The sequence below is a fragment of the Bacillus methanolicus PB1 genome, assembly GCF_000262755.1.
Taxonomy (GTDB): Bacteria; Bacillota; Bacilli; order Bacillales; family Cytobacillaceae; genus Bacillus_Z; species Bacillus_Z methanolicus.
Map to the genome: position 1 here is coordinate 543,327 of NZ_AFEU01000003.1, position 23,142 is coordinate 566,468.

The 23,142-nt window shown below is 39.5% G+C and carries 24 protein-coding genes and 1 pseudogene; 4 read left to right on the plus strand and 21 right to left on the minus strand.

Annotated features, from left to right (window positions below):
- Positions 1–41: 41 nt before the first annotated feature.
- From PB1_RS12425 to PB1_RS12450, 6 genes are all read right to left on the minus strand, one after another.
- A complete protein-coding gene (locus PB1_RS12425; RefSeq protein ID WP_004437082.1) occupies positions 42–1,445 on the minus strand; it encodes a sigma-54 interaction domain-containing protein in 1,404 nt (467 codons plus the stop codon).
- Positions 1,446–1,520: 75 nt separating this feature from the next.
- Positions 1,521–2,375, minus strand: coding sequence for a putative beta-lysine N-acetyltransferase (gene ablB / locus PB1_RS12430; RefSeq protein ID WP_034645633.1), 855 nt, complete (start codon positions 2,373–2,375; stop codon positions 1,521–1,523).
- Positions 2,376–2,419: 44 nt separating this feature from the next.
- Positions 2,420–3,676, minus strand: coding sequence for a peptidase (locus PB1_RS12435; RefSeq protein WP_034645338.1), 1,257 nt, complete (start codon positions 3,674–3,676; stop codon positions 2,420–2,422).
- Between the two features lie 191 nt (positions 3,677–3,867).
- The gene (locus PB1_RS12440) at positions 3,868–4,527 is read right to left on the minus strand and encodes a 3-oxoacid CoA-transferase subunit B (RefSeq protein ID WP_004437087.1); all 660 of its coding nucleotides are present in this window, start codon (positions 4,525–4,527) and stop codon (positions 3,868–3,870) included.
- Positions 4,506–5,204 (minus strand): CoA transferase subunit A, encoded by a 699-nt coding sequence (locus tag PB1_RS12445; protein ID WP_004437089.1) that lies wholly within the window; start codon positions 5,202–5,204, stop codon positions 4,506–4,508. Before PB1_RS12445 ends, PB1_RS12440 begins: the two co-directional genes overlap by 22 nt.
- The gene (locus tag PB1_RS12450; RefSeq protein WP_004437091.1) at positions 5,205–6,560 is read right to left on the minus strand and encodes an aspartate aminotransferase family protein; all 1,356 of its coding nucleotides are present in this window, start codon (positions 6,558–6,560) and stop codon (positions 5,205–5,207) included.
- Positions 6,561–7,222: 662 nt separating this feature from the next.
- Between PB1_RS12450 and PB1_RS12455 the strand changes: the two genes are divergently transcribed.
- Positions 7,223–7,513 (plus strand): restriction endonuclease subunit S domain-containing protein, encoded by a 291-nt coding sequence (locus PB1_RS12455; RefSeq protein ID WP_004437096.1) that lies wholly within the window; start codon positions 7,223–7,225, stop codon positions 7,511–7,513.
- Between the two features lie 233 nt (positions 7,514–7,746).
- Here the strand turns inward: PB1_RS12455 and PB1_RS12460 are convergent, their stop codons facing one another.
- Positions 7,747–9,213 carry an NAD(P)/FAD-dependent oxidoreductase gene (locus PB1_RS12460; protein ID WP_004437097.1) on the minus strand — a complete coding sequence of 489 codons (1,467 nt, stop codon included), beginning with the start codon at positions 9,211–9,213 and terminating at the stop codon, positions 7,747–7,749.
- 224 nt (positions 9,214–9,437) lie between these two features.
- Positions 9,438–9,602 (minus strand): YjcZ family sporulation protein, encoded by a 165-nt coding sequence (locus PB1_RS17135; RefSeq protein ID WP_004437098.1) that lies wholly within the window; start codon positions 9,600–9,602, stop codon positions 9,438–9,440.
- A 196-nt stretch (positions 9,603–9,798) separates the two neighbouring features.
- Here PB1_RS17135 and PB1_RS12465 point away from each other — a divergent pair, with 196 nt between their 5' ends.
- Both PB1_RS12465 and PB1_RS12470 read left to right on the plus strand, forming a co-directional pair.
- Positions 9,799–10,884 (plus strand): SGNH/GDSL hydrolase family protein, encoded by a 1,086-nt coding sequence (locus PB1_RS12465; protein WP_004437101.1) that lies wholly within the window; start codon positions 9,799–9,801, stop codon positions 10,882–10,884.
- Between the two features lie 113 nt (positions 10,885–10,997).
- Complete coding sequence (locus PB1_RS12470; protein ID WP_004437102.1) at positions 10,998–11,588, plus strand: DUF502 domain-containing protein; 591 nt, start codon at positions 10,998–11,000, stop codon at positions 11,586–11,588.
- 114 nt (positions 11,589–11,702) lie between these two features.
- Here the strand turns inward: PB1_RS12470 and msrB are convergent, their stop codons facing one another.
- Complete coding sequence (gene msrB / locus PB1_RS18185) at positions 11,703–12,128, minus strand: peptide-methionine (R)-S-oxide reductase MsrB (protein ID WP_238533143.1); 426 nt, start codon at positions 12,126–12,128, stop codon at positions 11,703–11,705.
- A gap of 15 nt (positions 12,129–12,143) precedes the next feature.
- Positions 12,144–12,677, minus strand: a pseudogene (msrA, locus tag PB1_RS18190) (peptide-methionine (S)-S-oxide reductase MsrA); the annotation flags it as partial.
- Between the two features lie 213 nt (positions 12,678–12,890).
- On the opposite strand from msrA, the gene PB1_RS12480 reads away from it, so the two are divergent.
- Positions 12,891–14,264 (plus strand): RsmF rRNA methyltransferase first C-terminal domain-containing protein, encoded by a 1,374-nt coding sequence (locus PB1_RS12480; protein ID WP_004437105.1) that lies wholly within the window; start codon positions 12,891–12,893, stop codon positions 14,262–14,264.
- 102 nt (positions 14,265–14,366) lie between these two features.
- On the opposite strand, the gene PB1_RS12485 is transcribed toward PB1_RS12480, so the two are convergent.
- The 11 genes from PB1_RS12485 to PB1_RS12535 form a co-directional block, all read right to left on the minus strand.
- Entirely contained in the window at positions 14,367–14,945 is a 579-nt protein-coding gene (locus PB1_RS12485; protein ID WP_004437106.1) for a YpmS family protein, read from the minus strand.
- Positions 14,946–14,950: 5 nt separating this feature from the next.
- A complete protein-coding gene (locus tag PB1_RS12490) occupies positions 14,951–15,784 on the minus strand; it encodes an SGNH/GDSL hydrolase family protein (RefSeq protein WP_004437108.1) in 834 nt (277 codons plus the stop codon).
- A 100-nt stretch (positions 15,785–15,884) separates the two neighbouring features.
- A complete protein-coding gene (locus tag PB1_RS12495) occupies positions 15,885–16,463 on the minus strand; it encodes an SCO family protein (protein WP_004437109.1) in 579 nt (192 codons plus the stop codon).
- A 146-nt stretch (positions 16,464–16,609) separates the two neighbouring features.
- Positions 16,610–16,861, minus strand: a complete 252-nt coding sequence (locus PB1_RS12500; protein WP_004437111.1) for a DUF2535 family protein — start codon at positions 16,859–16,861, stop codon at positions 16,610–16,612.
- 151 nt (positions 16,862–17,012) lie between these two features.
- Positions 17,013–17,759 carry a twin-arginine translocase subunit TatC gene (gene tatC, locus PB1_RS12505; RefSeq protein ID WP_004437113.1) on the minus strand — a complete coding sequence of 249 codons (747 nt, stop codon included), beginning with the start codon at positions 17,757–17,759 and terminating at the stop codon, positions 17,013–17,015.
- A gap of 67 nt (positions 17,760–17,826) precedes the next feature.
- A complete protein-coding gene (gene tatA / locus PB1_RS12510; RefSeq protein ID WP_004437115.1) occupies positions 17,827–18,018 on the minus strand; it encodes a twin-arginine translocase TatA/TatE family subunit in 192 nt (63 codons plus the stop codon).
- Positions 18,019–18,163: 145 nt separating this feature from the next.
- Positions 18,164–19,432: a threonine ammonia-lyase IlvA gene (gene ilvA / locus PB1_RS12515; RefSeq protein ID WP_004437117.1), complete on the minus strand. Its 1,269-nt coding sequence runs from the start codon at positions 19,430–19,432 to the stop codon at positions 18,164–18,166.
- A 237-nt stretch (positions 19,433–19,669) separates the two neighbouring features.
- Positions 19,670–20,155: a dihydrofolate reductase gene (locus tag PB1_RS12520; RefSeq protein WP_004437119.1), complete on the minus strand. Its 486-nt coding sequence runs from the start codon at positions 20,153–20,155 to the stop codon at positions 19,670–19,672.
- Positions 20,152–20,946, minus strand: coding sequence for a thymidylate synthase (locus PB1_RS12525; RefSeq protein ID WP_004437121.1), 795 nt, complete (start codon positions 20,944–20,946; stop codon positions 20,152–20,154). The genes PB1_RS12520 and PB1_RS12525 overlap by 4 nt, the downstream gene beginning before the upstream one ends.
- A gap of 103 nt (positions 20,947–21,049) precedes the next feature.
- Positions 21,050–21,751 carry an anthrax toxin lethal factor-related metalloendopeptidase gene (locus PB1_RS12530; protein ID WP_004437123.1) on the minus strand — a complete coding sequence of 234 codons (702 nt, stop codon included), beginning with the start codon at positions 21,749–21,751 and terminating at the stop codon, positions 21,050–21,052.
- Between the two features lie 482 nt (positions 21,752–22,233).
- A complete protein-coding gene (locus tag PB1_RS12535) occupies positions 22,234–23,034 on the minus strand; it encodes a TerC family protein (RefSeq protein WP_004437124.1) in 801 nt (266 codons plus the stop codon).
- Positions 23,035–23,142 lie beyond the last annotated feature (108 nt).

Genomic DNA, 23,142 nt, shown 5'->3' on the forward strand with positions numbered 1-23,142 from the left:
AATGTGTTTTCATCCGGAGATTTTCAAAATAAAAATGCCGATTATTCAGCACCTGTAAGAGAATATTTTTGCAGTTTATATTGTAAAGTTTGCCGGGGAATACCGAGCAATCGAGCAGCCTGTTTAATATTGCCTGCTGCATGTTTCATCGCTCTTTTTATAAGGTCCATTTCCAGCTGTTTCACGTTTTCGCGCAATGAATATCCTTTTTCAAAAGAATGGTTGTTGAGCTTGTTCATCTGCTGTTTTAACATAGCAGGGAGGTCATCATAGGCAAGATCATCGCCTTCACAAATATTCATCATATATTCAACTGCATGCTTCAATTCACGTACATTTCCCGGCCAATGATATGAGGAAAACAACTTTATCACTTCCTCATCGACACCTTTTACCGCTTTATTCAGCATGTCGTTATAGTAATCAATAAAGTGCTCTGTTAAATAGATGATATCTTCCTTCCTTTCCCTTAATGGAAGGAGCTCAAAGGCCAGCACATTTAACCTGTAAAATAGATCCGGTCGAAGTTTTTCTTTTTCCACAGCAAGCCGAGGATGAATATTCATGGCTGCAATAACCCGGGTATTAACATGTATCGTGTTCGCCCCGCCGATCCTTCTAAGCGAGCCTTCTTCGAGCACCCGGAGCAGTTTCGCTTGAAGCTCGATCGGCATGGTATGAAGTTCATCAAGGAATAATGTTCCCCCATCCGCTAATTCAAAAAGACCGGGTCTGTCAACAGCCCCCGTATAACTGCCTTTTGCCGTGCCGAATAAAACACTTTCAAGAAGCGTTTCCGGAATCGCGGCACAGTTTTGAGCGATAAAGGGCCCCTTAGCCCGCCTTGAAGCATGATGAATGCCTTGGACAAACAATTCCTTTCCCGTGCCGCTTTCGCCATATACAAGAATAGGAGAGTCCGAGCTTGCCAGTTTTAATGCTTCGTCTTTCACTTTTTGAAACTCGGGGTTTTTCGTCAGTAAATTTTCAAATGTAAACTTTACGTTTTTTCTTTCTTGCTTTTTTTCGGAGGGTCTTTTAATCTCTTTCTGCAAATCAAGGAGCCGTTCCGACAATAGCTTTAGCCTTGAATAGTCTTTGGCAATTTCAACGGCGCCAATCATTTTTCCGTCCACAATGATCGGCAATGTCGTATTGATTGTTTCAATTCTTTTTCCATGCATATTTACATAACTTTGCGTCTGGTTATAGATTGGTTTTTTTGTTTTTATTACTTTTAACAAAGTACTTGTTTTTTCATCTAAAGATGGAAAAATTTCGAGCAGAGGCTTGCCAATGACTTCTTCCACTTCGAGGCCGTCATGCTTTGCCGCTACCTCGTTATAAAAGGTCGTTATTCCCTCAATGTTGACAACGTGTATTCCTTCATCAATACTTTTTAAGATTGCCGCAAGAACTTCTTTCGTCATATTCATTCCTTGCATTTTCTTCACCATCCCAATACATACATATGAGACAGTGCCGAATATTAGTCATTTTGCTGCCGAAAAACCAGCACTTTACGAAATAGACAAATTTTTGCACCAAACATTCATGTCTTCTAGCTTATCGAATATATAACAATTGTTTATCAACCTTCCCCTGTACGTGTAGCCAAGCTGATGAAATGCAGCATTCATTCCGAACGAAAGTGCTCTTGCAATTGTATAGACGTGGAAGATTCCGTTTGATTTCAACTCTTCTTCAAGTCTTTGAAGCAAAATTTTCATTAATCCGTGTTTGCGATGTTCTTTATGCGTAGCGCAATCCGCCAATTCCGCATTTTTGTAAAAAGTCTGAACTTCAGCGGAAGCGGCACTGACAATGTTTCCATGGAAGCGAAAGCAATAATACACCGTTCCATCCCTCATTGTTTTCTTAATATATTCCGGGTTATCCAATGGCGTAGGATACACTTCAAATACAGCTTTATACAACTCCGCAAGTTCCATTGCATCGGTTTCTCCGGCTTTTTGAAGGACATATTCCTTCGGAGGCGTCACTTGCTGTATCTGCCGGTCCAAAGAAGTGACATTTTGGACGATTTGATCTTCTTTTATCCAATTGTCTGATCTTTTTCGTTCATTTGTAAAATATTTTGCAAAAACATAAGCATCAGATCCAAGAAAGTAACGGTCAATGACCGCTTCAAGTTGAAAACAAGATTTTAGCAGCTTCGTAAAATCTTCACGTCTTGCTTTAAAGATTAATTTTTCAGCCTTTTTTTCTTCGGAAAGTGTTTCTGCTTTTTGAATCACTTTTAAAATATTGCCTGCATAATCATCCACTCTGAGCCGTTTGTTAAACGGGTCAACATAAACCTCAAGAGAATAATGATCTCCGTTAAGTGTTAAAACATGGGACGTATCGTTCAAAGCCCGCACCCCCTTTCTCTCCTTTCTATCCCCATTGTCTTTTCTTAATTGACTTCGCACCATTTAAGCAGAGTTAAGGCAATAATCTCAGCCGCTTCAAACATATTCTCTAAAACAATGTATTCATTTACGTCATGCGCTGCCTTTGTCACTCCAGGACCAAAAACAACTACCGGAGTTTGGCCGACATTTGACAGAATGCCTCCGTCTGTTCCCCATGGAGAGGCTTCAATCACAGGTTTTGATTTTTTTACATTCTCAAAGCTTTCAGAGATGACTGAAATAAGGGGATGATCGGCTTCGAGGTTTCCGGGCAGCCACTTTCCTCCAAACCATTCAATCGTTAAAGGATGATCAGCAAACCATGAATCGGTTTCAGCCAATTCTTCAAGACTAGCAATCATTTCTTTTTTGGTATGTTCCAACGTTTCCGCTGGTGCAACACCCATTCTTCCCTCTATTACGGCCAGATCAGGAACTGATGACGGCCACTCTCCGCTTTGAATTTTTCCGATATTAATCGGGATCGGAATTGGAATGTCTTTATAAAGAGGATCTGTTATTCGTTTATTTCTCTTGTTTTCAAGTTCCTCCAGCTTTTTAATAACTGCCATTGATTTTTCAATCGCATTGACACCTTCATATCTCGTTCCGCCGTGTGCAGATCTTCCTTTCACTGTAATGCGGAACCACATCGATCCTTGCTGTTTAGTAAACAGTTTCATGTTTGTCGGTTCGGGAATAATCGCCCCGTCGGCTTTATATCCTCGTAAAACGGCAGCAAGTGTTCCTGCCCCTCCGCTCTCTTCTTCAATGACACTTTGAAAAATAACATCTCCTTTTAGCTTTATTCCCGAAGAAATAATGGCCTCCAATGCAAGAAGCATGGCGACTGTGCCGCCTTTCATATCGGTTGCGCCTCTGCCATAAAGCTTTCCTTCTTCAATGTGCCCGCTAAAAGGATCGTCTTTCCAGTCATTTCGGTCTCCAGGCGGAACAACGTCGATATGACTGTTTAAGATGATTGACTTTCCTCCACCGCTCCCTTTTAATACTCCAACCACATTAGGATTTCCCGAAAAATCCTTCCGGTCGGAGCAAAAAACGGGATGGTTCAGCAATTTCTCTTCACCTATTTCCCAAATATCTAGCGAAAATCCGAGCCGCCTGCATTTTTCGATGATGACGGCTTGCGCACGGCTTTCATTTCCTCTCATGCTGTCTTCCTGTACGAGTTTTTGCAGCAATTTGATGCCTTTCACTCGATTTTCTTTTAACCACAGCTTTATCTTCTCTTCCATATTTGCCTTCCTTTCTTCTTTGGTGTGCCTTCTTTTGTTCCCTTCGCCCTTGTTGGTTCAAAATTAAACCATTGACGTGTTTGTCAAGAGCGATTGCGGCGGTATTTCCTCTATTTTCGCTAGAACACATCCCTCCAAAACTGAGTTTTAATAGAACTTTTGACACTACCTTCATGAAATAGATAATTCAGCTAGAATTGTATGAGTTGCTCACTGATTTTAAACAAACAGCCTGTATGGCGTCGGACATCATCAATTGTAAAAGGAGAAAAAACTTCGGTTAGCAGCAAATGTTCTTTTTCCACTTGAAATACTGCCATTTCGGTAATAATCAAATCGATGCATTGACGCGAGGTTAATGGAAGTGTACATGTTTCCACGATTTTGGGCTGCCCGTTTTTATCCGTATGGTTCATCACGACGATGACTTTTTTGGCTTTTTGGGCGAGGTCCATTGCTCCTCCCATTCCCGGAACCTTTTTCCCGGGTACTATCCAATTTGAAAGATCGCCTTGGCTGCTCACCTGCAATGCTCCGAGAACAGTCATATCTATTCTTCCTTTCCTGATCATTCCAAAGGCAACGGCGCTGTCGCAATAGGATGCGCCCGGAATAATAGAAACGGGAAATCCTCCGGCGTTGCATAAATTTTCGTCTTCCAAACCTTTTTGCGGGGATGGACCCATTCCGACGATGCCGTTTTCTGCATGGAACATGACGTGGATGTCATCCGGCAAATGATCAGGAATTAATGAAGGAATGCCAATCCCCAGATTTACAACCATACCATTTTTTATTTCCTTCGCTGCCCTCTTTGCAATCCGGTTTCTTATGTCCGTTCCCATGCCCATTTCCAATTCACCCCTCCGGAAGGTATAATAAAATCGACAAACACTCCCGGCGTAACAATTTCTTCCGGATGAAGACTCCCTAAAGGAACGATTTCTTCAGCCTCAACAATTGTGATGTCACCAGCCATTGCGACGAGTGGATTTGTGTTCCGGGCACTTTTGTCATAAATTAAATTTCCGTACGGATCTGCTTTTTTGGCAAAAACAATTGAGACTTCCGCTGTCAGAGCCGTTTCTACCAAAAATTCCTTTCCATTTATCATGACCTTTTCTTTGTCTTTTGTGACCAGCTCATTATCCATCCCAATATCGGTTAATACTCCCGCTAGTCCTACCCCGCCGGCACGGATCCGTTCAGCCAGCGTTCCTTGCGGCGAAAATTCTACTTCCAATTCACCTTCATTCATCATTTTACCGGCGATTGGATTTGAACCTATATGAGATGCAATCACTTTCCTTGCACGCCCTTGACTGACAATTTTTCCGATCCCGATATGGGGAAATCCTGTATCATTCCCGATTAATGTTAAGTTCTTAACTCCTTTGTCGAGAATTCCGTCAATTAATGTCGGCGGTGAGCCGACCCCGCCGAAACCGCCAAACATGACGGTCATGCCATCATAAAAATGCTCTAAAACTTTCTCAAGCGTCGTAATTTTACCGAAAGGGTTTTCCATTTAAACGCCCCCTTCCATAAACGGCTGCAGAACTTTTTGATTCAAACGATCAAGGGAAATTTGAAGTAGCCTAACCAGTTCATCAATTTCCCGCTTAGTAATCGTAAGTGGCGGTGCAATGAGAATGGCATCTCCATTTATACCATCTGTCCCGGCAGCAGCCGGATACAGCAGCAAACCGTTTTCCTGGGCAATTTCGATCAGCGTCTGTGTCAGTCTGATGTTCCGAGGAAAAGGGGTTTTTTGTGAATTTAGGACAAATTCAAGCCCTATTAGTAAACCTTTTCCACGAACGTCTCCTATAAAGGGGAATTTTTTTTGAAGCTTTTTCAGCTTTTTATATAAGTAGACGCTTTTCCCTTCTACCCCTTCGATCAATTTATTTTTTTCAATATAGTCAAGAACTGCAAGCGACACTGCACAAGATTGGGGATTGGCGCTAAATGTGTGGCCGCTCATAATTATTTTGGAACCGTTTACAATTAGGTTGATGATTTTTTCACTCACGAGTGCTGCGGCAATTGGCGCGTACCCGGCTCCCATCCCTTTCCCCAGGGCGATTATATCCGGAATAATCCCCCAATGTTCGCATGCAAACATTTTTCCCGTTCTTCCAAACCCGGTCATCACTTCATCTGCAATAAAAAGAATATCATTTTTCTCACAAATTTCTTTGATCACTTTGTAATAATCTTTTGGAGGCGTGATCGCACCGCCTGCCGCTCCAATAACGGGCTCTGCAATAAAAGCAGCGATTTGGTCAGCACCAATTCGGCGGATGGCAGTTTCAAGCTCTTTTGCACATAAATATTTACATTCGGGAGCTGTCAGATCGTATGGGCACCGGTAGCAATAAGGAGGGTGAATCGTTGGAAAATCTTCGAGCAGCGGAACGAACCTCGCTCTTCTGGCTGTATGTCCCGACATCGAAAGCGCTCCGAGGGTAATTCCATGGTAGCTGAGCCATCTTGATAATACTTTTGTTTTTGTGTGAATTCCTTTTTCCTGCCAATATTGGATCGCAATTTTCATTGCTGTTTCTGTTGCTTCAGAACCGCTGTTCACAAAAAAACACCATTTTAAGTCGCCAATTGAGTTTTCAGCAATCTTTTTCGCTAAATGTTCGGCTGCTTCACTTGTAAATTGGGACCGATAAACGAATGAAATCTTTTTCGCTTGTTCAAGCAACGCATCAATAATTTCTTCCACCCCGTGGCCAATATTGGCTGTGACAGCACCCGAGCACGCATCTAAATATTTTTTCCCTTGCTTATCATATAAAAACACACCTTTGCCATAATCAATCATAGGATATTGTGCATCCAAAAAAGGCTTAATTAAAAAAGACGGATCCATGCCCTTTCCACTCCATTCATACTAGAAACATTTCCAAGAAAATAGAACAATTACTAAATTGTATGAAATGGAAGATTGAATCTTTCATAAACAAAGAAAAAAAAGCCACCGGGAAGGTGACTGTTTAACACTTTAACACTTTAACGTGGTGAGGGTCAGGCCCGCGTTGCTTTAACGCGGTAACGCTTAGCTATAGTGCTGCTTTATTTTCAATTACAGCTTGTACCAATGGATCTCCATTTTGTTCACTTAACATGATTGGCAAAAAGCTTGTAACAGCAGGTGAATAAATATTTGATGCACCTCGCAAATACGTTTCCATTGAATCTGTACAGACATTTTCTCGGTCACCAATTCATGGTCATTCTCCATTACAGGATGACAGAATTGGTTTCAATGCATCCTTTTACATTATTTTGCCAAGAGACTGTTTCTCTTAATATGCTAAATCACTGCAACTCGATTAATCGAGGCATGACATTATATTACTGAACAAGATGATTGAACAGTATAATGCTCTTGAATAATATTGGAACGGTTCTGCTTTGAATAATTTATTTTACCCATTTCTTTTCATATGCAAGCTTCTTAACTCCTATAACGGAAATACATTTCTAAAGAACGTGAAATGAGTTATACTACTTTACAGGGAGGTGAAAAAGATGGCAAAAGATCGTTTGGACAAAATGGAAGAAATGCTCTCCACATTAATTTCCATGGTCGGGAACATCAATGATAAACAAAATCAAATGGTCGAAAAGCTGGACAGAGTGGAGAACAGGCTCGACAAGGTGGAAGAAAGACTTGACAAGCTTGAGAACAATCAAAAATCGATGAGGGATGAAATTATGGCAAAACTAAAAGATATGCAAGCCGACCAGGATCATATTTGGGAAAAAGCCGTGAGAAATGAAAGGGAGCTTGCAAAATTAAAAATTCATCTTCAGCTTTAACCCCCTCAAAAATTTCTGCGAGTGTTCATAGTAACGTCCACTGAAATCATCTCTACTACTGGTTTTTGTCTTTTTTAACCATTGTACGGAAACAAAATGTTTAGGAAATGCGGGAAAAGCTTCAATGTTTCTACCAGAAAGTCTTATGTTATTTCAAAATCTTGCTCATTAATTAAAGTGTAAAAATCACCCCCATTCATTAAGGGAGTGACCTCTATTTCCAATTTGTTCTATTATACGAATGCCGGCTCTTTGCGTTCTGATTGCTTCATTTTTTCCATTATATCCCGGGCAATCCAGACACCGCATGCACTTGCCTGCGCCAGCCCTCTCGTAATCCCTGCTCCGTCTCCTCCAACATACAGGCCGCTGATCTCCGTTTCAAACCGGTCATTTAATTTCGGGCGAGCAGAATAAAATTTCGCTTCTACACCATAGAACAAAGTATGTTCAGATGCAATGCCAGGGGTAACGTGGTTTAATGCTTCTGTCATTTCGATTAAGCTTTTTAACGTGTTATACGGCAAAACAAGGCCAAGATCACCAGGAACGGCTTCTTTTAGCGTAGGTTCAATGAAGCCTTCTTTAATTCTTTTCTCGGTTGATCTTCTTCCTTTTAAAAGATCTCCGTACTTTTGTACAATAATTCCACCGTTTGATAAGCTGTTTGCCAAGCGGGAAATTTCATGTGCATATTCATTCGGCTTATCAAATGGTTCAGAAAAGGTATGGGAAACGAGAAGTGCAAAGTTCGTATTTTTGCTTCCCAATTTCGGGTCTCTATAAGCGTGGCCATTTGCCAGCATAATTCCTGAATGATTCTCGACCACGACATGTCCGGAAGGATTGCTGCAAAAAGTTCGCACTTTTGTTCCAACCGATGTATTAAATACAAATTTTCCTTCATACAAATGATCATTAATTTCTTCCATGACGATATCGGAAGTCTCTACACGAACTCCAATATCAACCTGATTGTTGATCATTTTCAACCGGCGTGATTTTAACAACTGAGTCAGCCATTTGGAACCGTCTCGGCCAGGGGCAATGACTACTTTTTCTGCGGTAATCTTCTCGCCATTTTTAAGCTGGATCCCGTTCACTTTCCAGCCTTCCGCTGTTTTCTCCGTTAATAAATCCTCTACTTCTGTTTTAAAAGCCATGTCAATTTTTTCTTTTAAGTATTCGAAGATGCTTTTTAATATCTCCAGGTTGCGTTCTGTGCCTAAATGGCGCACTTGTGCTCTCAGCAGCTTTAATCCGGCTGCATAGGCGCAGCGCTCAATCTCTTTTACTTTGTCTGTCATAGGATCGGTAATATTTGTTGTTGCACCGTGCTGCAAGTTGATTTCATCCACATATTTAATCAACTCAATTACTTTTGAGTCTGGAAGATAGTCCGTCATCCAGCCGCCGAATTCACTTGTAATGTTAAATTTTCCGTCTGAGTACGCACCTGCTCCCCCGAAACCATTGGTGATCGAGCAGGCAGGCAAGCATCCTGCAAAGTCTTTTTTTCCTGCCGGCGGCGGGCATTTTTCAATTTTCTTTTGAAGGATCGGGCAATTTCTCCTATATATATTATGTCCTTTATCAACAAGCAAAACGTTTGCTTCAGGCATTTTTAAAGTCAGTTCATAACATGTAAAAATTCCGGCCGGACCAGCGCCGACAACGATTACATCATAATTTTCTTTCACAGGTTTATACCCCCATGCATCCCTTTATTTTCGGTTTTTCTTTTACCATTGGTTACTATAACAGAAACTATAATCATCGTCAACATTTTTTTACGAACTATTATCGCTATATATAATTTTAATGTTCGTTTTTTATTATTTTACAAAAAAAATCAGACTATTTTCAAATAAAAAAGGATTGTCTCGATAAAAATGAGACAATCCTATTTCTTTATTCAATTTTTTTACCATTTTCCAAAACAGCTGGCGCCGATGATAATCAAAAGAATGAACAACACAACAATTATCGCAAATGAATTATGGCATCCGGCACCTGCAACAGGGTAACAGTAGGCAGGTCCTGTTGCAACAGGTGAAGTGTAACCACAGCTGTCATAGCCGTAATACATGGACATCACTCCTTTTTTTGTTGGCAATTCCCTTTTACATTATGAATTGTGTACTTGACCTGCATGTGTTTTCGCCCATTTTTTATGAAAAATACATAAGATAACTTGTTTCAAAAAAGTGAATCTTTTTAGCAATTTTGTTTTAAGTTATATTTAAGGTGAAGTTTAACTGTTTGCTACAGGGGGCGCTGCATGGATGAAGACAAAAATGATTTTTGCTCTCGGGCCGCTGATTGTTATGTTTTTGATCTTATATCTGGCAGAAAATTTGACGAAAGCCGAACTCTCTAAAAGTTTGACGATTTACGAGAAGCTTTCCAACGAAGAAACCTATCATTACCTGATCATAGGCGACAGCATAGGAAGAGGTTCCGGTGCAGAAAATAAAAGCAAAACCTGGTTTAATCAGCTTGAGGGATTCATTAAAAATAAATACGGAAGCAGCGCAAAGAGATATTCTGTTGTACAAAGCGGAGCTACTGCTTTCGAAGGAATTTATAAGTTTCAAGAAGCAGTTCTTCCTGAGCAAATCGATTTAGCTTTTATTGTGTTTGGCGAAAATGACCGCAAATATATGAATTCCCGCCAATTCGCTTACTTTTATGAAAAACTGATCAGGCAAGTAAAAAAGCATTATCCTTCTGCAGAAATTTTCACTTTTACTGAAAGCTGTTTAAACGCTGAGCCGTTTGCTGAAGCAATCAGAAGAATTTCTAAACATTATGGCGCAACCAACATTGATATGAGAGTTCCGTTCAAGCAATCAACATTCTCAACCGCCGAATTAACAACCGATTTCATCCATCCAAACGGAAAAGGATATAAGCTGTATGCGAAAGAAGTATTTAAAACACTGGAAAAAAACATGTTTAAAAAAGAAATAAAGCCGATATTCCCTCCGCCGTTATTTGAACATGTCGACAGCAAGCTTCAAAGTATTAGATCTTTCAAAGAGAAAAATGGATTTTATTATCATCAGGGGTTTTTGTTCAGCACTGGTAAAAATGATTTCATTGAATATGAATTCAAAGGACCTTTTCTTGGAGTGACCGTCCTGCAAAACGAGCAAGGCGGGTTAGTGGATGTTTATCTTAATGATGAGTATTATACAACCATATCTACTTGGTGGCCTCTGGAAAAGATAAGGCATTTGTATATTGCCAGTGATTTAAACGAAGGACCGAACCGTGTAAAATTTGTCGCAACCGGTGAAAAGTCGCGAAATAATGTTTCCAAGAAGACAGATGTTAAAATTTCTTCGATTATTGTCGCAGATCAATAGGAAGACAATGGAAGTCTTTTAATGCTTCCTTCCTTCAAAAAATATTTGATATTGCCAGAAAAAAAGTGTATATATCTAATTATCTATAAAACGAAAACAGGAGATAGAAAATGATGAAGAGTATTTTTCGAAATTTTATTAACGGGATTCTGACGATTGTTCCGATTATCCTTGTTATTTATGTTGTCTTTAAGACATTTCTTTTTTTAGACAGCTTGCTCGGGAACGTACTGAAGCCGTATTTAAAAGAGGATTACATTCCCGGAATCGGCCTGCTTGCAACGCTTGTTTTGATAACAGTTTTAGGCTGGTTGTCTACGAAATTTTTAACGGGAACTATCATCAAATTAATTGACCGGCTGCTTGAAAAAATTCCGATAGTAAAAACGATTTATTCCGTTATTAAAGATACAATCCACTCTTTTCTCGGCGAAAAAAAATCTTTTTCAAAAGTCGCACTTATAACCGTTCCGGGAACAGAAATGAAAAGCATTGGGTTCATCACCGCTGAAAACCTTGAATCTTTTTATGATCCATTAAAAGATTACACAGCTGTTTATATACCGCAAACCTTTCAAGTCGCTGGATTTACATTTTTAATTCCGAAAGAAGAGATTGAAATAATTGATGTAAAGCCGGAAGATGCCATGAAGTTTATCCTTTCCGGCGGCATGACTTCAAAAAAAGTAAATCAAGCTGGATAATTGTATAAGGGTCAGACCCCATAACGCAATATATAGGACATAATATTGGATAAATATGCTATATATTGATAAAATGCACATGGGGTCAGACCCTTATGAGACAGCCTCAAATTATTAATTGTCTTCAAATAAAGACAAATATTCGCCGTAGCCCTCTTCTTCCAATTTTTCCTTCGGGATAAATCTTAATGCAGCTGAATTAATGCAGTATCGCAAGCCGGACGGCCCCGGTCCGTCATTGAAGACATGGCCCAAATGAGAATCAGCGCTTTTACTGCGCACTTCAGTCCGTACCATATTATGGCTCAAATCCAATTTTTCTGCGATTTCCTCTTCATCAATCGGTTTTGTAAAACTTGGCCAGCCGCAGCCGGCATCATATTTATCCTTTGAACTGAACAATGGCTTACCGGATACGATATCGACATAAATTCCATCCCTTGTTTCATTCCAGTATTCATTGTGAAAAGGCGGCTCTGTACCATTGTTCTGTGTAACTTCAAACTGCATTGGAGTCAATTTCTTTTTTAGCTCGTTCATATCTTTATTAATCATCTTATCTCGCCAATGCTTTCGGATAAAGTCTTCCCTGCCCGACGCTTTATTATACGCTTCATACCTGATCGGATTCTTTTTGTAAAAATCTTGATGATAATCTTCCGCATGATAAAACGGCTTGGCCGGCAAGATTTTTGTCACAATCGGCTTGTTAAACCGTCCGCTTTCCTCAAGCTGCTGTTTTGAATGCTCTGCTAACTGTTTTTGCTTGTCGTCGTGATAAAAAATGGCAGTTTGATAGGATGTTCCCCTGTCATAAAACTGGCCGCCCGGATCGGTAGGATCAATTTGCTGCCAATAGATTTCAAGCAGTTTTTCATATGGGAAAACTTCCGGATCAAATGTAATCTGAACGGCCTCAAAATGTCCTGTCGTACCTGAGCAAACCTCTTCATAAGTGGGATTTTCAGTCTCTCCTCCGGTATATCCGGATACGATTTGAATAATTCCCGGCTGTTCATCAAAAGGCTTGACCATGCACCAGAAACAACCTCCGGCAAACGTTGCAAGCTCATAATTTTTTTCTGACATAACAAAATGCACCTCGTTTCAATCAGCATTCATCTCTGTATTTATAGCATATAGAAAAACGGAGGCGTATGCAAAAAAAACCTCTTAACGATTGTGTCAAACGTTTTTATAGGAGAAATAGATCACGGCTTGACTTTTCGCCGGAGAATCGTGAAGATATTTTCATGTAGTGTTGATGCCGGCATGGCCGAGCGATAGGAAAGGAGCTTGTTTGTGAAACTACCTGAAAATTTTATTGCGAAAATGTCCGGTCTTCTTGATAACGAAGCTGAAGCATTTTTTCATACATACACGAATGAAAAAGCAAGCGGATTAAGGATAAATCCAATAAAAATATCTTCTGAACAATGGGAGCGTCTTTCTCCTTTTTCCCTGCAAAAAATTCCATTTGTTCAAAACGGCTATTATTATGACCCAGACATAGATCAGCCCGGAAAACATCCTTATCACGCCGCAGGTTTGTACTATATTCAAGAGCCGAGCGCCATGTTTGTCGCCGAACAGCTCGATCCTAAAGGGACTGAAAAAGTTCTTGATTTATGTGCTGCACCAGGCGGAAAGACGACCCAGTTAGCCGGGTTAATGAATAATAAAGGCTTGCTTTTGGCTAATGAAATTCATCCAAAGCGCGCCAAAGCACTGTCCGAAAACATTGAACGCCTCGGCATTACAAATACGGTTGTGACAAATGAAACACCGGAGAAATTGGCAGAAAGATTCCCCGGCTACTTCGATAAAATTCTTGTCGATGCCCCATGCTCCGGGGAAGGAATGTTCCGAAAAGATGAAGAGGCAATTGAGTTTTGGAGCGAACAGCATGTTGAAGCCTGTGCTTTACAGCAAAGAAAGATAATGGACTCAGCTTATAAAATGCTGAAAGAAGGCGGTGTTCTCGTTTATTCGACATGCACGTTTTCTCCCGAAGAAAATGAACAAGTGATTGAATATTTTATAGAAAAATATCCGGATATGGAATTGATCGATATACAAAAACCACCAGGAGTAGATAATGGCAATCCCGCATGGTCAAAAACGAAAAATAGTGAATTAGCGCATACAGCAAGACTTTGGCCGCACCACCTGAAAGGTGAAGGGCATTTCGCAGCAAAGCTGCGCAAAAACGGGACCGGAACCCCGGTACGTGTAAAGCAGGCCTTTAGCAATGTCACAAAAAATCAGGTGTCTGATTACTTTAAGTTTGTGAAAGAAAGTTTATCCCGAATCCCTTTCGAAAATTTATTTTTGTTTAATCACAAACTTTATTCCCTTCCGGAAGACTGCTTTGATTTGTCGGGTTTAAAAGTTCTCCGTGCCGGCCTTCACTTAGGGGAATTGAAGAAAAACCGCTTTGAGCCGAACCATGCACTTGCCCTGGCGCTAAAGCAGGAAGAGGCTGTCCATACATTTTCTCTTACAGATGAAAGTGACAATTGGCTTCGTTACGTAAAAGGAGAAACTTTTTCCAGCGAAGGAGACAGGGGCTGGATGCTGATTACGATAGACGGCTTCCCGCTTGGATGGGGAAAAGAAGCAAAAGGAACATTAAAGAATTTCTATCCAAAAGGCCTTCGAATACAGGGGGCATAATTAAGTGAAACTACCATCAGCGAAATGTTTACCGCCCGTAAATGAAGGTTAAAGAGGGCAGGCAAAATACGGTAGAAAATCCGTAAGAGCCTTGCCCTTTTTTTACTTAGTTGGAACTACCAATGTGAATTGAATATCGTCTTCTTTCAAATCGAATTTATTTACTTTCACTTTAATATCGCTTTTCAGCTTCAATTTTTGAAGAGCTACATAAACCATTTCGTCATTTGGAACAATTGTTACCCAATCGGGAAGATGATAGCTGTCGCGGACAATATTTAGAACGTAGGAAACCGGCAGCTGCAGCTGGCCGATGGAAATCGATTTTTGCTTTAAAACGAGATTACCGTTCTTTAAAGCTTCCGGTTCAAATGTTAATTTCAACTCAAGATCCCTGCCGAAAACAGGCATCGTTCCGTATAATTCCACTTCGTCCCTGAGCAAAACCTTGTAATCGACAGGACCGGTTAACCCTTCTTTTTTAAGATAATGATTAATGACTTTGTTCAAATCTTCTTTATTAGTATCAATAACAAACTTCACATCCTCGCCATTATCCACTCTTGCCATTTCTGTTTCCTTATTATCAGAAGGCAAGTTAATGAGAAAAAATAAAACAGCAACAAACACAATATTGATCCCAAGCAAAAGAAAAAACACTATTTTCCATTTGTTTTTCATCTTATCTAGTTCTCCTCTTTTTTCGCAGTGATCCTTTCTTTAGTGAGCTCCTCAAATCCCTGGCTTTCAAGGGTTTGGAACATTCTTTCTGCAATTAGTTTATACCCTATATCATTTGGATGAAAATAATCCTTATGCAGTAAATTCTCCGGCGATTCCATGAAAATATCTGCTACCTCAACAAAATAAGCTTTGTCATATTGTGAAAGAATCGTTTTGCTTGTATTGTTCCAGTCAGAAATGACTAAATTCATTTCTTTAATATCAGAAAACCATTTAAAGAATGGATTGTACAGTCCAAGCAGCAAAACGGTGCTGTCCGGATTAAGCGTTTTAATCCTAAAAATAATTTTATTTAATCGGTCCTTATACAATTCTTTTTCCCCTTCAAAATCCTTTAGCCTTAAATCCGAAAAATTTTCCCGGACCACTTTCATGACGTCATTGCCGCCGATCGTAATGACAACAATATCAGCCTCTTTAACAGCTTTCTTCACTTCAATTGTTTCCAGCCGTTCTAACAGCTGTGACGTTTTATGTCCTCTTACTCCAAAATTATAAAATTCGGCATTGTTGATGGACTTCTTTTTTTCAAGCATTTTTTCAAGATAAGGCAAATAACCGCCACGCCCCGTACTGTCGCCGACACCTTCTGTCAAAGAATCTCCGATAGATACAACTTGAATATCCTTTGGAAAGAATTCTTCGGGAAGTTCTTGTTTTAAACTAATTCCGGTTTGTTTAATAGAATTAACCCTTTCGGTTCCGGGAAAAGGAGAATAATTGCAAATAACGAAAAGAAAAAAGCAGATAAAAAGAAAGGTTAGCACCTTTTTCATCAAATCACCTGCCTCATAATTTTATCCTTTATTATAACATGATTAGGAATCATCAAAGGAAAAATGCATCTGTACAGAAAAAAATAGGCCTTCTTCCGGCCTATTGTAGTGCTTTTATATCACTTATTATTTCATCGTAAGGTACTTCATTTAAACCTGAATATTCTTTCATCACATTTCCATTCTTGTCAATTAGGTAGAAGCTTGTTCCATGAATCACCTGATCGCCCTGCTCCGGTTTTTTTACTAACGCTTTAAAATTGTCAAGCGCAAATTTTTCAATTTCTTCCTGCTTATATCCTGTTAGAAAATGCCAGTTACTTTGATCGGCGTGGTACTTTTCGCCATACTTTTTCAAAGTTTCAGGATCATCAACAGCCGGATCGACGCTGAACGAAACAAATTCTATCTTCTCAATTCCTTTTTCTTTCACCTTTTTTTGCAGTTTTGCCATGTTAAAAGTCATCGGAGGGCAAACATCCGCACAATTCGTAAAGATAAAATCCGCAATCCAAACTTTTCCTTCAAGATCTTTTAAACCAAAAGGTTCTCCATTTTGGTTTGTGAAATTAAAATCTTTAAGGGGTCTATTGATCGGGTTCTCTATTTTATTTTGACCGCACGCAGAAAGGATCAGTACGAAAATAAGTACTGTCAAGCCCATCAACTTTCGATTCATAAATTACATTCACCTGCTATTCTTATATACTTGAGATTTATTCTAGCAAACGATTATGAAAGAAGAAAGAAAAATATTTAACAAACTTGTGAAACTCGACTTGAAACACATAAAAAGAGTACCGGCGCCCCGATACTCAGAATGTTTTAAGCATTATTCTTTAATTCTGTCGAATTGAAAATTTGTTCATAAACAGGCCATTTCAGCACTCGCTTTAAATGGTTCCTGAATGAATAGCACTTTCTTGCCTTTCTCTCGTGGTAAAGTGTTGTAATAAACGTTTGCAAACGGACTTGGATTATTAAATAAAAAGGGTTATCTTCCTCCAATACAGGAATATCAATGACTTTTACCTTCTGTCCAACAACATTTTTGAACTCCAGGCTTTTAAATAACAAAATATCAATCCTCTTTTTCACCCGTTTGATTATATTATACCCTATTTCCCGCTCGAAATGTGTCTGAATATGAGAAAAAGAAGAAAAATATTTGTGAAGAAAAAATTGGAAAAAATATGTTACTTCCGTATGTTTTTTTCATACCATGACCTTATACTTCCTCACCATATTCTTCGTTCCATTCCTGTTCTTTTTTCAATTTGCGTTTGTAAACGATTTTGGATAAGTTGATGCTGATTTCGTAAAGGAATAATAATGGGATCGACACTAAGAAATCCGACATAAAGTCAGGAGGTGTAATAACAACTGAAATAATAACTAAAACAAAGTATGCATATTTGCGTACTTTTTGCAAAACGTACGGATTAATAATGCCGAGAGATGTCAGGAACATAACGACGACCGGAAGCTCAAAAAGAACACCAAACGGCAAAGTCATGTGCATAAGAAAGCGGAAGTATTTTTCCGCGGTAAAATTTGTTTCCATCAGATCTCCGGTCAACTCGACCAAAAAGTTCAAGACAGTCGGGAAGATGACAAAATAACCGAAACAAAGACCTGCAATAAATAGAAAAAATAATGCCGGAATATAAGTCAGGGTAACTTTTCTTTCATTCGGCTTCAATGCCGGTCTTACAAACAGCCATGCCTCGAAGGCGAATACCGGGATCGTTGCAGCAACAGCCATGACTGTAGCCAGCATAAAGTAGACCCAAATGACATCGCTTGGACCTAAAACGATTAATTTTGCTTCCAGGTCGCGGACGAGCCATTTATAAATATCCTTTACATAGATAAAACTAACGATAAAAAAGACCAAAAATGACGCAACGGTTATAATCAGGCGCTTTCGCAATTCTTCTAAGTGCTCGACTACATTTAATTCCTTGTCTTCCATACCAATCTCCTGCCTATTCTCTGCTTGAGAATAAAAAATAAAGAAAAGGTGCAGAAACTTCTACACCTTATTTCAGTTCTTTCTTTTTGCCATCTTCAAATTCTTCCATGACATCGTTTGTCAAATCACGTGTTGATTTTTTAAATTCTCGCAATGTTTGTCCAAAAGCACGGCCAATTTCCGGAAGTTTTTTCGGACCAAAAATAATTAACGCCAGAACAAGTATAAGTATTAAACCTGGTACACCGATATTTGACATATAAATACATCCCTTTCAGTCAGCATTGTGAATCTACCATGATTATATTATTTTTTCATAAAGCTTCAGTTAATTAAAGAAAAAGTTCATAAGATCTTCATAAATTTCATTGATTTTGGGTTAATGTAATCGTTTATATAGTACACTAAACGAGCAAATGATACAAGTTGCTGTCTTTATTAATTTCCTGAAACGGAAATCCCTTTTTTTTCATTCGCAAAATTAAATCATGGTAGTCTTCTCTATGCTTCAGTTCGATCCCCACGAGAGCCGGCCCATTTTCTTTATTATTTTTCTTTGTATATTCAAATCTTGTAATATCATCAGTAGGTCCGAGAACTTCATCCAAAAATTCCCGCAAGGCCCCTGCACGCTGCGGAAAATTTACGATGAAGTAATAAAGCAATCCTTCATATTGAAGGGAGCGTTCTTTTATTTCCTGCATCCGCCCAATATCGTTATTGCCTCCGCTGATCACGCAGACAACCGTTTTTCCTTTTATTTCGTCTTTGTAAAAATCCAATGCCGCGATTGGCAATGCTCCGGCCGGTTCAGCTACAATCGCATGCTCATTATACATTTCCAAAATGGCCGAACAAACTTTTCCCTCCGGCACTAGCAAAATGTCATCAACAAGTTCACGGCAAATATCCAGCGTTTTTTCACCAACAGATTTTACCGCTGCGCCATCAACGAATTTATCAATATCTTCAAGAGTGGTGACAGCTCCCAATGATACTGACTTTTTCATTGCCGGTGCTCCCTCAGGCTCTACACCAATTAGTTTTGTAAGAGGAGAAATACTTTTAATATATGTGCTTAAGCCCGACATAAGTCCGCCGCCGCCAATGCTGGCAAATACAAAATCAATCGGCTCTTCACAATCATTTAATATTTCTACCGCAACAGTGCCTTGGCCGGCAATGACGGTTTCATCATCAAATGGATGGATAAATGTGCGGTTTTCCTTTTCTGCGCATAGAACTGCTTCGTTATAGGAATCATCAAATGTATCGCCGACAAGAATGATTTCCACATTCCCTCGGCCGAACATTTCCACTTGGCTGACTTTTTGTCTTGGGGTTGTTGACGGCATAAAGATTTTTCCGTTGACCCCAAGCTGCCGGCAGGCATAGGCAACTCCCTGGGCATGATTGCCGGCACTAGCACATACAACACCATTTGCTAATTTTTTTTCGCTTAGTGTTTTCATTGAGTAATAAGCTCCACGCAGTTTAAAGGACCGCACATGCTGAAGATCTTCCCTTTTTAAATATATATTGCACTCGTACTTTTCCGATAATCGTTCATTTTTTTGAAGCGGTGTATGAGCGACGATATCTTTAAGATGCTGGTAGGCGATCAAAATATCCTCAACATGTACCCATTTCTTTTTCAACACTTTCTGTTCCATATTTCATCCTCTTCTCTCTTAACCTTTATGATTTGTACATTATACCATGTATCTATGCACTTTCAAGATAAATATTTTAAATTTTTTGTTTTTTTGAACGATCATACACCAGATCTTCACCATTTGAAAATGCTTTTTATCCGCCAATTTTGGTCATCAACCGCCAATAGCCTTTTTCTAACCTCAACTTTTTAAGCTGAAAGAAAAAACAGCCGAAAGTCCAGCTGCTTCTTCGGTTTATTTTCGATAATAAATTAGAAATTCATAATCGTAAGGATTTTTTTCATCTTTTATTCCTTTTTCTTGTGTTATAAGTTCCCAATCTTCCATATTAAGCTCAGGGAAGAATGTGTCCCCCTTAAATTTGTTACGAATTTGCGTCAAATAAAGCCGGTCTGCAAAAGGTAATATCTGTTTAAAAATTTCCGCTCCGCCGATAACGAAAACTTCTTCATTTTTTTCAGCTGCATAATCGACAAGCTCTTGAACGGAATGAAGAACTGTACATCCGTCACATTGAAAATCCTTTTGTCTTGTAATGACAATATTTTCTCTTCCTGGGAGATTCCTGCCGATCGAATCGTGCGTTTTTCGGCCCATCGCAATTGGATGGCCCATCGTCACCCGTTTAAAAAATTTTAAGTCTTCCGGCAGGTGCCACGGGAGTTTATTATCTTTTCCGATCACCCGGTTTTCATCCATAGCCCATATTAAAGAAATCATACACTGACAACCCCTTTAATATGAGGGTGCGGATCATAACCATCAAGAACAAAATCTTCGTAGCGGAAATCAAAGATATCGTTTACATCCCTCGCTATTTTCATTTTTGGAAGCGGACGGGGATCCCTTGTTAATTGAAGTTTTACTTGTTCAATATGGTTGCGGTAAATATGGACATCCCCAAACGTATGTATAAATTCACCGGGTTCAAGGCCGCAAACTTTAGCAATCATTAATGTCAATAATGCATAGGAAGCGATATTAAATGGAACTCCGAGGAAAACATCTGCCGAACGCTGATAAAGCTGGCAGGAAAGCTTCCCGTCTGCTACATAAAACTGAAACAAACAATGGCAAGGCGGAAGCGCCATTTTCGGAAGATCGGCCACATTCCAGGCACTGACGATCAGTCTTCTGGAGTCCGGATTGTTTTTAATTTGATCAATAAGCTCGCTGATTTGGTCAATCGTTTGGCCGTCTGCTCCGGTCCAAGACCGCCATTGATGTCCGTACACCGGACCAAGATCACCATTTTCATCGGCCCATTCGTTCCATATCCGCACCCCATTTTCCTGAAGATATTTGACATTTGTATCACCTTTCAAAAACCAGAGCAATTCATGGATAATTGATTTTACATGAAGTTTTTTTGTTGTTAACAGTGGAAAGCCATCCTGCAAGTCAAACCTCATTTGATAGCCGAACGTGCTGATCGTTCCGGTTCCGGTGCGATCATCTTTCACTATTCCATTATTTAAAACATGCTCGCAAAGCTGCAAATATTGCTTCAACGATACCACCTCTTTTTTCACGAAATACTTGCCTTGTGTGTCTTTCTTATTGTAACTTAATCTTAATTTATATTGAACCAGAGGATTTCCTGCTCTGAAATCATTAATCTAAATTCTTAATAAATCGGTAAGTTGCGGGAGCTTTTTGTATTAATTCCTGCTTATATTCTCCGCCAAGGAAAAACATTGCAAATGCTTCTGCAAAATATTCTTCAGGAAATGTCAAAAAGTAGGCTCTCCCGGGGAATAAATTATTTCTTTCTAGTTCCCATATTCTTAAAAAAGATTCATCGTTTCGAATTTCATTATATACATACCGGTCGATTGAATGTGCAAGTTCATGAAGTTCGAGATTGACCGAACCGTGCCCTTTTCCTTTTTCACTTGAGCCAATCTTCACTAAAACTGTCTTCGCCCCTCCTATTCCGGGCACCTCATCCCATGTTGTCCCATTTCTGTAACCCCGGGGAATCATGCCGCGCAAATGTTGTGCAGTAGGATTGTCAGTCAGCTTGCCTTCAAATAATTTTATTGTAATCCCTTTTTGGGCTGCTTTTTTCAGCATAGATGCAGGGAGATTATCGATGTGAGAGATGATTGAAGCCGCTTCTTTCTGGTCAAACGATCCCTCCGGCAGCAAAATCATGTCACCGAGAATATCGGGAGATTGGAGGTTCAATTGATCCTTGAGGATTGAATGGCTTGAAAAATTTTTTAATTTAATAATGTCAATTGGAGAAGGGGAATTTCCCAATAATGCAAGGGAAACAGAGACAACGGAAACCATTAAAAACCACTTGCGCATAAAAATCATCCTTCTGCAAATCTTGGAAGCTAGTTAATAGGAACTATAGAAAAATCGAAAAATATTAATCATATTATAGCATACGAGATTTGCATACAGAATTCGCTAGTCTTTGAGAAATTCAGGAAGTATTGGGAAAATTGCCGTTGCGCACGCGAAACCCCTTTCATCTTTATTCTTGTCCGTGCATATAGTTAAGTATGGAACTCAAGAAGGTGAAATCAGTGAGGTTTTTATACGGAAGAACGTCTCCAAAGCACCTGTCCTCCGAGTTGGAAGCCGTTCAATCAACAATGCTATCAAGTTATTTTATCATCGTTGATTTATTGATCTACTCTGTTTTCTTTACCATTTTTCTTATGAAAATTTTTCACTCGTTTTTTTCCGCATTGACATTTTGCCTAGTCTTATTTTTTTTTGGAACCATCTTGTTTTTGATTTTACGAAAGTGGTTTAAACAAACGCGTTAAGGGGCCAGACCCCTACTTTAGCAGGGGTCTGGCCCCCTTCTCTTTTTTATGTTCAGCTGTACCTTTTTTCTTTTTCAAGTTGTGAAAGACAAAGGTGATGCCAAATGTAATTAACAGAAGAATCAAGAAGTAAATATGGTCTAAATGGAAGCCGAATACTCCAGCTATCATTTTTGCAGCAATAATGAAAATCAGCACATATGCAGCAGTTTCAAGCTCAGGCACTCTGTCAATCAGTTTTATAAATATACCGGCTACTCCGCGCATCATTAAGATACCAAACATTCCGCCCAATAACAGGATCCAGATCTCCTGGCTGATGCCGAATGCAGCCAAAACGCTGTCGACAGAAAAGGCAATATCCATTAATTCTACCGATATTACTGTTCCCCAGAAAGTACCAAACAACCGAATCAGCAAACCGTTTTTATTTATACCTTTAACTACTTCTGGCTCATGTTCATCGGCTTTTTTCTTATCCATAAAATATTTTATCGATAACCAGGCTAAATACGATGCACCAAGTACCTTAACCCACCAAAGTTTAATTAAAAATACACCTAAGCCGATTGCAATGAACCGGAAAGTATACGCTCCCAACAATCCATAGAAAAGCGCTTTTCTCCGTTTCTCCATTGGCAAATGTTTTACCATTACTGCGAGCACCAATGCGTTGTCGGCTGACAATAATCCTTCGAGGATGACAAGTGTTCCAATTAACCCCAAGCTGACAGGGTCTGTTAAGACTTTTACCCACATATCCCTGTCAAAAAATTGGGAATATGTTTGAATAATACCTTCTAATAATGACATTAATGTTTTTCCTCCCGGTTGTAAATCAAAGCATAGAAAGGGGCTGACTCATATGGGCCCGGCTCCCTCCGACATATAGAATGGTTCTATTAGAGCTTGTCTATATGC